General features: G+C 70.4%; 9 protein-coding genes. 5 read left to right on the forward strand and 4 right to left on the reverse strand.

From position 1 onward, the window contains the following. The first annotated feature begins 221 nt into the window (after positions 1–221). Together VGX25_RS27585 and VGX25_RS27590 are read left to right on the forward strand one after the other, a co-directional pair. Positions 222–1,391 carry an HNH endonuclease signature motif containing protein gene (locus tag VGX25_RS27585; RefSeq protein WP_326920831.1) on the forward strand — a complete coding sequence of 390 codons (1,170 nt, stop codon included), beginning with the start codon at positions 222–224 and terminating at the stop codon, positions 1,389–1,391. 379 nt (positions 1,392–1,770) lie between these two features. Continuing rightward, on the forward strand, positions 1,771–2,445 hold the full coding sequence (locus tag VGX25_RS27590; protein ID WP_326920832.1) for a maleylpyruvate isomerase N-terminal domain-containing protein: 675 nt from the start codon (positions 1,771–1,773) through the stop codon (positions 2,443–2,445). Here the strand turns inward: VGX25_RS27590 and VGX25_RS27595 are convergent, their stop codons facing one another. The 3 genes from VGX25_RS27595 to VGX25_RS27605 are packed head-to-tail and all read right to left on the reverse strand — an operon-like array spanning position 2,446 to position 6,933. Beyond that, positions 2,446–3,384 (reverse strand): PmoA family protein, encoded by a 939-nt coding sequence (locus tag VGX25_RS27595; protein WP_326920833.1) that lies wholly within the window; start codon positions 3,382–3,384, stop codon positions 2,446–2,448. Next, a complete protein-coding gene (locus tag VGX25_RS27600; protein ID WP_326920834.1) occupies positions 3,381–4,496 on the reverse strand; it encodes a Gfo/Idh/MocA family oxidoreductase in 1,116 nt (371 codons plus the stop codon). The genes VGX25_RS27595 and VGX25_RS27600 overlap by 4 nt, the downstream gene beginning before the upstream one ends. Positions 4,497–4,500: 4 nt before the next feature. Further along, positions 4,501–6,933: a glycoside hydrolase family 3 N-terminal domain-containing protein gene (locus tag VGX25_RS27605; protein WP_326920835.1), complete on the reverse strand. Its 2,433-nt coding sequence runs from the start codon at positions 6,931–6,933 to the stop codon at positions 4,501–4,503. Positions 6,934–7,155: 222 nt separating this feature from the next. Between VGX25_RS27605 and VGX25_RS27610 the strand changes: the two genes are divergently transcribed. From VGX25_RS27610 to VGX25_RS27620, 3 genes are read left to right on the forward strand one after another with little or no spacing between them, the layout of a single operon-like run. Further along, entirely contained in the window at positions 7,156–8,082 is a 927-nt protein-coding gene (locus tag VGX25_RS27610) for an ABC transporter permease (protein WP_326920836.1), read from the forward strand. Next, on the forward strand, positions 8,079–8,963 hold the full coding sequence (locus VGX25_RS27615; protein WP_326920837.1) for a carbohydrate ABC transporter permease: 885 nt from the start codon (positions 8,079–8,081) through the stop codon (positions 8,961–8,963). The genes VGX25_RS27610 and VGX25_RS27615 overlap by 4 nt, the downstream gene beginning before the upstream one ends. A 17-nt stretch (positions 8,964–8,980) precedes the next feature. Then, positions 8,981–10,633 (forward strand): extracellular solute-binding protein, encoded by a 1,653-nt coding sequence (locus tag VGX25_RS27620; protein ID WP_326920838.1) that lies wholly within the window; start codon positions 8,981–8,983, stop codon positions 10,631–10,633. Positions 10,634–10,811: 178 nt separating this feature from the next. On the opposite strand, the gene VGX25_RS27625 is transcribed toward VGX25_RS27620, so the two are convergent. Beyond that, on the reverse strand, positions 10,812–11,663 hold the full coding sequence (locus VGX25_RS27625; RefSeq protein WP_326920839.1) for a hypothetical protein: 852 nt from the start codon (positions 11,661–11,663) through the stop codon (positions 10,812–10,814). Positions 11,664–11,906: the final 243 nt, after the last annotated feature.

An 11,906-nucleotide genomic window follows, 5' to 3' on the forward strand; every position in this document is an offset into this window, starting at 1 on the left:
TGGCGGCCGCGCAGTCACACCGAGGAATCAGCGGCTGGGCCCACGCCCACCACTCATCCGGCACCCACCGCACCGACAACCGATCAACCACCACTCAAAGAACGTGACAGCAAGACCACCGAACCCACGCGAGACACGCTCCAAAAAGGATCTTCCACCAATTTTGTTGATCAAGCCCTTGGTGGCCCGGAATTGTCGGTGGGGTCGGCTAGCGTGTCGGTGTGCTCGTCATCCAGGACCACCAGCCCGCGACCGAGCCTCGGGATCTCCTCGGGGACGCGGCGTTGGCCGGTGTCCTGATCGGCCACTACCAGGCTGTCCAGTTGCGCCAGTTGGCCGCCTACGCCGCTGCCAGTGAGGGTGATGAGTTTGCCTACCTGGAGGTGGCCACCCAACTGCACATCTCCGACCGCGCCGCCCAACGCCGCCTGAAGTTCGCCCGCACCCTCGTCGACCGCCTGCCGCAAACCCTGGCGGCGTTGGATCAGGGGTGGATCGAGGAGTACCAGGCCCAGCTGATCGCCGACGCGGTGGCCGAGTTGTCCGACGACCACGCCCTGGCCGTGGAAGCCCAAGTGCTGGACAAGGCCGGCCAGCAGACCCCCACCCAGCTACGCCACACGCTGGCCAAGGCAGTGTTGGCGGTCGACCCGGAGGGCGCCGAGGAACGCCGCAAGGAACGGGTGCGCGGGCGGCGGGTGGACTCCTACCCCACCGAGCCGGGGATGGCGGCGCTGACCGTCCACCACAGCGCCGAGCACATCGCCACCGCCGCCGCGGTCATCGCCGACCGGGCCCGGGCGTTGAAGGCGCTGGGCAACGAACCCCGCACGCTGCAGCAAATCGAGGCCGACATCGCCCTAGATTTGTTGTTCGGCACCGACACCGGCAGCAATCGGGTGGTGGAGGTGCACCTGACCATGCCTGGTCCGGGTGCCGCGCCGCACCCGGCGGAGGTCGACGGGCTTCCCGTGACCGCGCAAGCGGCTCGAGAGTTGGCCGCCGAAGCAACAAGCTGGCGGTGGCTGCGCACCGACCCCCACACCGGCGCCGTGGTCGATCTCACCTCGCCGAGCTACACGCCACCGCAGTGGTTGAAGACCTTCGTGCAAGTGCGGGACCGCACCTGCCGCTATCCGGGGTGCACCCGTCGCGCCCGGCAGTGCGATGTGGACCACCGCATCCCCTGGCCCCAGGGCGCCACCTGTGATCAGAACTGCCAGTGCCTGTGCCGGCGGCACCACCGCGCCAAACACGACGGCGGCTGGCAGGTCCGCACGCTTGGCCGGGACCGGCTGGAGTGGACGAGCCCACTGGGGTTCGCGCACATTGTGGAGCCGGAGCCTGTCACCGTACCGAGCGAGTTGGACCCGGATCCTCCGCCGTTCTAACTTTCTTTTCTTCATAGATTTTGAAAAGTCTGTTAAAGACTGAGCGCGCCTGTGGGCAGGGCGGGCCCCGCGATTCTGTACGGGGCACCTGTCCACAGGCGCGCGACCCACCCTCGCCACCAGCCCCGCCCACGGCGCACCCACACCTGCCCGGTCATGGCCACGTGACCGGCCCCCCTAGCCGAGGGAAACCGACTCCGGTGCACGGCTGTGGACAGGGCTGCCCCGCGACCCTGTACCGGCCCCCTGTCCACAGCCGTGCCACGGAACGCCGTGCCCAGCAAGCACAACGGGACCACCCCGGCGTTCCGACGCAGCCGGGAACGGCCGAAAGCAAAAACCGCCACCCAACAACGAAAGCCCACGCTACCTTACCGCCGTGGACCTCTTCTCAGAGTCGTGGACGACCCTGCGCACAACGGTAGCCGAGCTTCCCGACGAGGACTTCGCCCGCCCGTCCGGGTGTACCGGCTGGCTCGTGCGTGATCTGGTGTGCCACCTGATCGTGGACGCTCAGGATGTCCTGATCACCCTGGTGACACCGACGGAGGCGGAGCCGACCAGGGATGCGGTGACCTACTGGGAGGTTACCGACACGCCACCGACCGGCGACGACCCCCTCGACGCGCTGATCGTCCGGCTGGCCGCGGCATATGAGCAGCCGCGGCTGATGAAGTTCCACCTCGACGACGTAGGGTCCGCCGCCGGCCGCGCCGCCGAGCTCGCCGACCCCGCGATGCGGGTCCGCACCCGCGGCCAGGTGCTCACCGCGGGCGACTACCTCGCCGCGTACGTTCTGGAATGGACGCTGCACCACCTCGACCTGATCGCGCACCTGCCCGACGCGGCGGACCTGCCCGGCGCGGCGCAGCCGCCCGCCGGGGGCCTGGCCCGGTCCCGCGAGATGCTGGAAACAATCGCCGGGGCAGCGTTCCCCGCGTCGTTCTCCGACACCGACGCGCTGCTGATCGGCACCGGACGGCGGGCCCCGACCGGCGCGCAGCGGGCCGAGCTCGGCGGGCTGGCCGCGAAGCTCCCGCTCGTGCTCGGGTGATCACCCATCGCCGAGGGCTGCCAACCCCGCCAGCCCCGCCTTCGCCAGCAGCTCCGCACCGTCCACTCCGGGGTCTCCGTCGGCGACCACCACGGCGTACCGGTAGGACAGTGTGCCACCCGGCGCGACCGGGACCTCCTTGTCGAAGAACGGCGCGGGGCACAGGCACGCGTACACCCCGGACCGCACGAACCACTTCGTCGGGTGGCCCGGATTGTCCGGCGCGTCAACGAATACCAGGGTCGAGGACCGCCCGTGGTCGTCATGCCGGCCGCAGAAAGCCAACCACGGGCCACGGGTGCCCATCAGCTCGTCCCCGCCCGACACGCCGGGGGCGTACACCCGGCCGCCGCTGAACGACCGCGGGCCCCGCCAGAACAGCCCGCCGTAGCCGGCGTTGGGCCGCCCCTCCGTGGTGGGGCTGCCGATCACGATCTCCCGGTCGCTGACGTTGGTCAGCCCGGTGGCGAACCCCAGGGTCCACGAGCCGTCGTCCACGGTCACCGTGAACCGCCGCCGCTCGGCGAACCACGTCTCCCCCTGCTCGGTGATCCAGTCCAGACTATGTCCAATGTGGACCACAGTGTCGGTCACCGAGAACCGCTCGAAGGCGTTGTGCCGCATGGAGCCGTTGTTGGGCAGCTGCTCGTACCACCCGGCCGCGCGAGTGTAGGTCGGGCCGCCCCAGAAGTTGGCCGGCCCCACATTGGGCAGCGACCAGGCGATCCCCCGGTGCCACACGTGGTCGTGCGGCCGGAACAGGCTCACCAGATCGCCGCCGAGGGTGCGCAGCGGGTGGAAGTACGGGCGCGGCGACTCGAGTTGAGGATCCCACGGACGGTAGACGTAGCGGAGCAGCTCCTGCGAGCGGTACGAGATCCGCAGGGCGCGGTCGTGCTCGTGGATCAGGTGCAGGCCGGCGGGCGCGGGCTCGGTCACGGCCGGCTCCCGACGGTGGAGCGATCGCCAGCGGGCCACGGGGCGCCGGTGCCGTCCATCCGTTCGTAGAACGGGGATCCCGGGCCAATCTGGCCACGTGCGACGGAGGTGCCGGTGAACGCCGACGCGTAGATGGACGCGATCAACTTCATCGTGGCGGCCGTGTCGGTGATCGTCACCGGCGGCGCGGCGCCGGCCTCGATGGCGTCGAGCACGGCGGTGAACTGGGCGGCGTGCCCGCTGGACACCCCGGTCAACCCGGCCTCCCACGCGGCGGTGACCTCCTCCTCGTGGCCGGGCGCGGGGGTGACCGTCCAGTCGGAGTCGGCGTAACCGTAGAGGTGCTCGAGCTCGACGGTGGCGTGCTCGAAGTCGAACCGCAGATAGCTGGTCTGGCGAGGCGACAGAAGGCTGTTGGTCACCGTGGCGACCGCGCCGCTGTCGAACGTGACGATGGCGCAGGACAGATCCTCGGTGGCGGTCGGCCGCGCCAGCCGGGTGGCGACGGCGACGACCTGGCGCCACGGGCCGAGGATCGACAGCAGCAGGTCGAACTGGTGGATCCCATGACCCATCGTGGGACCGCCGCCCTCGGTCTCCCACTTTCCGCGCCACGGCACCGTGAAGTACTCGTCGGTGCGCAGCCACAGCGTGTTGCACACCGCGGTCAGCGGGCGGCCCAGCCGGGGATCGCCGACCAGCCGGCGCAGGGACCTGGCGGCGCCGCCGAACCGGTGCTGGAACACCGTGGCGAACCGGCCGCGCCCGGCGCTCTCGGCGCCCTCGATCGCGGCCAGCCCGGCCAGGCTCAGCGCCGGGGGCTTCTCGCACAACACCGTGTGCCCGCGCCGAAGGCAGGCGATCGCCTGCTCGCGGTGCAGCCACGGCGGCGTGCACAGGTGGATCACGTCCGGCGACTCCCCGGCCAGCATCGCGTTCAGCTTCGCGTAGCGCCGCGGCACGCCCCACCGCGCCGCGAACTCCTCCAGTCGAAGCGCTTCGACATCGACCACGGCGACGATCCGCGCCCGCCCGCCGAGCCGCTGGATCGCATCGGCGTGCACGGCGGCGATCCCGCCGGTCCCCACGATCGCGATGTCAAAGGTCCGCACCGGCTCACTCCACGACGACGTCGGCGGTCAGCCGCCGGCGGTGATCGACCACCCGCTCCTCCCCCACGAGCCGGAGACCGACCGTGTGCCGCACCCGCACGCTCGACGACGACAGCCGCAGCTCAAGGTCACCGGCCTCCACCACGGGCGCGCCGCGGCGGCCGGTGAACGCGGACAGGTCGGCGTGCACGCCGAACCCGACCCGCCGGGACTCACCGGGTTCCAACCGAACCCTGGCATACCCGATCAGGCGCACCACCGGCCGGGTGACCTGCGCGACCGGATCGTGCAGGTACAGCTGCACCACCTCGGTGCCGGCCCGCTCGCCGGTGTTGCGCACCAGGACCGACACCGTCAGCGAGCCGTCGGTCCCGGTCACCAGCCGCTCCCCCGGCTCCGGCGTCCGGCCGTCGGCCTGCACGTCGGTCCACTCGAACGACGTGTAGGCCAGGCCGTGCCCGAACGGGAACAGCGGCGTCGGGTCGACGCTGCTGCTGTCGTGGCGCTGGGCCAGCGGTGGGGACAGGTACATCGCCGGCTGGGTGCGCCCGTCGCGCGGGACGCCGATCGGCAGCCGGCCGGAGGGGTTCACCCGGCCGGACAGCACCCCGGCGACCGCCGGACCGCCCTCCTCGCCGGGGAAGAACGCCTGCACCACGGCGGCCAGCCGATCCGCGAACGGGCCGAGGGCGTACGGCCGGCCGGACAGCAGCACCAGCACCACCGGGGTCCCCGTGTCCAGCACCGCCTCGAGCAGCATCTCCTGCGCCCCGGGCAGCCGCAGGTCCTCCGCGTCGCAGCCCTCCCCGGACGTGCCGCGGCCGAACAGGCCGGAGCGATCCCCGAGCGCCACGACACACACGTCGGCCCGCTCGGCCACCGAGACGGCGACCGGGATGCCCGAGGTGTCGTCGCTGAGCATGTCGCAGCCGACCGCGTGGTCGATCGGCGTCGACGGCAGCTCGTCGGCCAGCGCCTCGAGCAGCGTGGGGATGTCCACGCCCAGCGGCACCTCGGGGTGCTGGATACCGACGTGGCTGGGGAACGTGTAGCAGCCAAGCATCGCCGACACGGTGTCGGCCTGCGGGCCGACCAGCGCGATCCGCCGGTCCGGGTGCAGCGGCAGCGTGCCGTCGTTGACCAGCAGCACCACCGACTCCTCGGCCAGCTCGCGGGCCACCGCGCGGGCGGCCGGCGGGTCGAGCTCGATGGTCCCCTCCACCTTGCGGCCGACGTCGCCGTCGGCCCCGGCCACGGCGTCCAACGCGGGCGGCACCGGGCGCCAGTCCGGATCGAGCAGGCCGAGCTCGCACTTCTGCCGCAGCACCCGCTCGGCGGCCGTGTCGATCAGCGAGACCGGGATGGTGCCGGCGCGGATCGCGGCCTGCAGCGGCTCGCCGAAGCAGTGCACGGTCGGCAGCTCGACGTCGAGGCCCGCGGCCAGCGCCAGCCCCGCGGCGTCGGCCTTGCTGCCCGCGATGTGGTGCAGCGCCTCGAGAAACGTGACGCCGAAGTAGTCGCCGACGACCGTGCCGTCGAATCCCCATGTCTCCCGCAGCAGCCCGGTGAGCAGATCGTGGTCGGCCGCCGGCGGCATGCCGTCCACCTCGGAGTAGGAGTGCATCACCGAGCGCGCGCCGCCCTCGCGCACCGCGAGCAGGAACGGCGGCAGGTGGATGTCGGCGAGCTCGCGGCGGCCGATCCCGACCGGGGCCATGTTCCGGCCGGCGCGGGATCCGGCGTGGCCGGCGAAATGCTTGAGCGTGGCGATGATCCCGGCGGACTGCAGGCCGCGCACGTACCCGGTGCCGACGGTGGCCACCAGGTACGGGTCCTCGCCCATGGTCTCCTCGGTGCGCCCCCAGCGCGGATCCCTCGTGACGTCGAGGACCGGCGCCATTCCCTGGTGGACGCCCAACCCGCGCATCGCCTCGCCGATGTGCGCGGCCATCCGCTCGACCAGCTCGGGGTCGAAGCTGGCGCCCCAGGCCAGCGGCGCAGGGTAGACGGTGGCGCCCCAGGTCATGAACCCCGACAGGCACTCCTCGTGCGCCACGGCCGGGATGCCGAACCGGTTGGCGGCCACGATCTCGCCCTGGATCCGGGCAAGTGCCATGGCGCCGACCGCGGCGTCCACCGGCGCCGTGCCGAACGGCCGGGTGAGCTGGCCGAGCCCGAACCTGATCAGCTCTGGCCAGTCCACGTCCTCGATCAGCTCGTGCTGGAACGGCGCGACGTCGTCGCCGTCGCGCGGCACCCCGGCCCATACGCCGTACAGCTGAGCGACCTTCTCCGCCACGGTCATCCGACCGAGCAGGTCGCGCACCCGCTCCTTGGCCGGAAGGCGGCGGTCCTGCCACGGTTCCAGGTCCCCCGTCACCAGCACGGACTTGTCACCCGTAATGCTGCTGCCCCGGCTCTCGTCGTCGTTCGGCATCGTTTCGATACTCTTCCGGAAGTTCGCTGGCAGATGGGCTTCAACGTAGCCCCGGGAAAGGCCTTTCATCAAGGGGTTGACCGTGTTTTTGCCTGGTCGTAGCCTGCAGCCTAAGCCCCCACTATTACCGAGACGTACCGAAATTTCCGGAAGGCCACGTTGGCACGAGCCGCTGAGGCGATCGCCCGGCCCCGGCCCTCCGCGCCGGCGCCGCGAGGACGGGTGGCTGACCGGCGCCGCATGACCTGGCGCCAGCGGCTCGGCCGGGACAAGATCCTGCTGCTCGTGGCCATGCCCGGCATCGCGTCGCTGCTGCTGTTCCACTACGTGCCGCTGCTCGGCAACGTCATCGCGTTCAAGGACTACCAGCCGTTCATCGGCATCCTCGACAGCCCGTGGGTGGGCCTGGCCAACTTCGCGATCATCGTCAACGGGGACCCGGCCTTCCTCAACGCGCTGGTCAACACGCTGATCATCACAATCCTGCAGGTGGTGGTCGTGTTCCCGGTGCCGATCGGGCTGGCCCTGCTGATCAACAGCCTGCTGTCCGAGCGGCTCAAGCGGTTCGTGCAGAGCGTGCTCTACCTTCCCTACTTCCTGTCCTGGGTGATCGTCGTCGCCATCTTCCAGTTCATGCTCGGCGACGCCGGGCTGATGAACAACATGCTGCGCGACTACGACCTCGGCACGGTCAGCGTGATCGGCAACCCGGACGCGTTCTTCGCGCTGATCACCGGGCAGGTGCTGTGGAAGGAGGCCGGCTGGGCGACGATCATCTTCCTGGCCGCCCTCGCCCGCATCGACCCCACGCTCTACGAGGCGTCCGCTGTGGACGGTGCGGGCCGGTGGCGGCAGCTGTGGCACGTCACGCTGCCCGGCCTGCGCAGCCTGATCATCCTTCTGCTGATCCTGCGACTCGGCGACGCGCTGTCGGTCGGCTTCGAGCAGATCGTGCTGCAGCAGCAGGCGGTGGGCAAGGACGCCAGCGAGGTGCTGGACACCTACGTCTACAACAACGGCGTCGTCGACGGCGAGTGGGGCCCCAGCGCCGCGGTGGGTCTGGTCAAGGGGCTGGTCGGGCTGCTGCTCGTGCTCGGGGCCAACCGGCTGGCCCACCGGTTCGGCGAGCAGGGGGTGTACCAGAAATGACCGCACCCGGCGTCAGCCCGCCGACCAGGGCCGCCCGCGCGGTGAAGGGCGTGGTGCTGCTCGCCTGCTGCGCGGTGGTGATCGTGCCGTTCCTCACGGTCATCTCCACCAGCCTGGCCACCCGCGAGCAGCTCACCAACTCCGGCGGCATGGTCCTGTTCCCCGACGAGGTCAGCTTCGCCGCGTACGAGGCGATCCTGTCCGGCGGCCTGGTGACCAGGGCGGTCATGGTGAGCGTGTTCGTCACCGTCATGGGGACCGCGTTCAGCCTGATCTCGACCACGCTGCTGGCCTACGGGCTCAGCCGCAGGGGCACCTTCGCGCACCGGCCGCTGCTGATGATCATCCTGCTGGCGCTGCTGTTCACCCCCGGCATCATCCCGAGCTACCTCATGGTCAAGAGCCTCGGCCTGCTGGACACGTACTGGTCCCTCTTTCTCCCCGTGATGATCAACGCGTTCAACGTGATCATCTTGCGGGCGTTCTTCATGGAGCTGCCCGAGGAGGTGATCGACAGCGCCCGCATCGACGGCGCCGGCGACTTCGCCATCCTGTGGCGGATCGTGCTGCCGCTGAGCAAGGGCGTGCTCGCCGTCATCGCGTTGTTCTACGGCGTCGCGTACTGGAACTCGTTCTTCTCCGCGCTGCTGTACATCAACGACCTCGCCAAGGTGCCGCTGCAGCTCGTGCTGCGCACCTACGTGGTGAACCAGTCCCAGCTCGGCGTCGACCAGCTCGGCGCCGCCGGCGAGAACATCCCACCCCAGGAGGCCATCCAGATGGCCATCCTCGTACTCTCCATCGTTCCCGTCCTCATCGTCTTTCCCTTCGTGCAACGGCACTTCACGAAGGGCGTGCTGATCGGCGCGATCAAGGGCTGACCCGTCAGGAGATCCTCATGCGCAACCAACCCATCGACCGCCGGCGGTTCCTCACGGGCACCCTGGCCACGGCCACCCTCGCGGCGGCCGGCCCCGGCGTTCTCGCCGCCTGCGGCAACTCGGCCCCGACCGGAAACAACGCCGAGTCCGCGGCCGTCAAGCTCCCCACGTACCAGAAGTTCGACCGGATCAAGCCCGACCTGCCCGGCAACGAGCAGGGGCTGCTGGACGCGTTCGTCCGCTACCCCGATCCGCCGCTGAAGGTGTTCGACTCCCCGCCCGGCGACGGCGGTCCGGTGTCCGGCTTCGTGCTGACCGGCTCCCCGTTACCGCCGGCGGTCGGCCAGAACCCGTTCTGGCAGGAGCTGAACAAGCGGATGAACGTCGACCTGCGGCTGACGATCACGCCGAACGCCGACATGGCGACCAAGTTCGCCGCCCTGGTCGCCGGCGACGACCTGCCGGACTTCATCGTCCCGGCGCTGTTCCTGCCCAACGGCATGCCGTCCGGAATCGCCAACCTGCCGGCCTGGCTGGAAAGCAAGTGCGCCAACCTGACCCCGTACCTGTCCGGCGACGCGGTCAAGGAATACCCCTTCCTGGCCAACATCCCCACCGACGCCTGGAAGGAATGCCGGTTCAACGGCGGCATCTACGGGCTGCCGGTGCACCGCGGGGTCGGCGGCACGCTGATGATGCGCCGCGACGACCTGTTCGCCCAACTCGGCGCCAATCCAACCCCGGCGACCTTCGCCGAGTTCCGCGAGATGGCCAAGGCCGTCACCAACGCGTCGGCCAGCCGCTGGGCGTTCGCCCGCCCGCCCCTGGACTTCATCCGCCAGACGCTCGGCCTGCCGTGGCGCTGGAAGGAGGAGGGCGGCAAGTTCACCAGCGGCTACGAGATGGAGCAGGCCAAGCAGGCGGTGGCCGACGCCGCCGCGCTCAACAAGAACGGCGTGATCCACCCGGACAGCACCGCCAGCAACGCGCCGGTCAAGAAGTGGTTCAACTCCGGCCAGGCCGTGCTCATCGAGGACCGCTACACCGCGTGGCCCCAGTACTTCGCCGAGAACATCGCCGGTCCCGCCTTCAAGATCGGCGGCATGCGCCCGCCGAAGTACGACGGCGGCGGGTTCGCCAGCACCTGGGGGGCGGCGCCGACGAACAACTTCACCGCGCTCAAGAAGGCCGACGAGGGCCGCATCCGCTACCTGCTCAAGATTGCCAACTGGCTGGCCGCCCCGTTCGGTTCCGAGGAGTGGCTGTTCCGCCGGTTCGGCGTCGCCGGCACGCACTACGTCATGAAGGACGGCAGCCCCGCGTTGACGCAGGCCGGCGCGAGCCAGACCGTGCTCGGCATCCGGTACCTCGTCGACGCGCCCGACGTCATCTTCGTCCCCGGCCAGCCCGAGGCGTCCCGCGCGTCCTACGAATACCAGAAGTCCATCATCCCCACCGTCATGCGCGATCCCTCCATCGGCCTGTTCTCCGACACCTGGTCCCGCAAGCAGGGCCAACTCGGCCAGATCATCAACGACGCCCAGAACGACATCATCGCCGGCCGCAAACCGATCTCGTTCTGGGACGAGGCCGTCCGCAACTGGAAGCAGATGGGCGGCGACAAGGTCAAGGCCGAGTTCGAGGAAGCCTTCCAGCGCGAGAAGGGATGAGCTGAATCCGGGGGTGTAAAGCGATGAAGGGCTCCACGGCGGGAGCCCTTCATCGTGCCCGGCCCAGCCGAACGCCACACCGCACGGTAGCCCTGCCCGAAGGTGCCGTCGCCCAAGCCATCCTCGAGCCGGGTCGCCGCGGGACGACGCCGCAGGGCGGCGCCGCTGGGCTTCCTGGCTACGCGCCGCAGTTTGCCTCGGCGAAGATGCGCCATGTCGAGGAGGTGGCGACGGACTCGACGGCGAACACTGACACCGTGCGTAGGTTCACCGTGGGGATGATGCCGGCGATGGCGACGCCGGGCGGGGCGTCGAGGCGGGCCCCGGCGCCGTGGACCAACGCGCCGATGTCACAGGTGACGCTCTCGCTCTTCACCGCGTCGGAGGTCCGCGGCGACGATTCGAAGTCGACGAAGAAGGCGTTCTGCCGGTCCATGCATACCGCATGGGTGGTCAACGACCAGGTGGGCCGGAAGACGCTGAGCAGCGTCGCCTCGGCGAAGGCGCCGTCGACGGCGCGCTGCGGCGTCACCGTCTGCAGCCTGGCCTCGCCGAACGAGGCCCCGGAGATCGCGGCGCCGGTGCCGGCGACCTGCTGGCCGGGGCACGGCGAGGTCACCGAAAGCTCGGGGTTCGTGGTCCGCATCGTCGTGGGACGGATGCGGTAGCCGGCCGGCTCGGTGCCGCAGATGGCGATGACCCGCACCACCCAGTTCGTGCTCGTGCCCGGCACCCGCTTCTCGCCGGTGGCCGTGTACCGCGTCCGTTGCGGCACGAGTGCGGTCAGCAGGACCTCATGGGACTCTTCGGTCGCGGGGCTGACGAACCCGCCACCCCCGATCACCACCTTGTCCTCCGGGCAGTCGACCGACACGGTCTTACTGTTCTCCGGACCGATGGGCGACAGTTCGGACACCACCTCCAGGTTCCGCACCTGCGCCACCGCGGCCGGCGGCGCCACGACGACCTCAACCGCCACCGTCACACTCGCGACCAGCACCGCCGCGCATCTGAGCTGCCAACGGATCACCAGAGCTCCCTCCACCCGAAGCCATTCCCCGCACAGCCTCCGCACCCCGATTGCAATTCCATTGCGGGGCGCCGTGAGCCCACGGTGCGGGCGGCGCTGCTCGACATTCTCCGGAGCCGAAGACCACGGTCGAACCCGGGGCGACGGCGCGGTGGTGATCACGGCCCGGCGCGGACCGATCGGCCGCGAGCCCGGCACACCGCAGCGCCGCAGGAACACCGCAGCGCCGCGCCCTGCCCGCGC

Source organism: Actinophytocola sp. (assembly GCF_035942955.1).
Taxonomy (GTDB): domain Bacteria; phylum Actinomycetota; class Actinomycetes; order Mycobacteriales; family Pseudonocardiaceae; genus DASYTH01.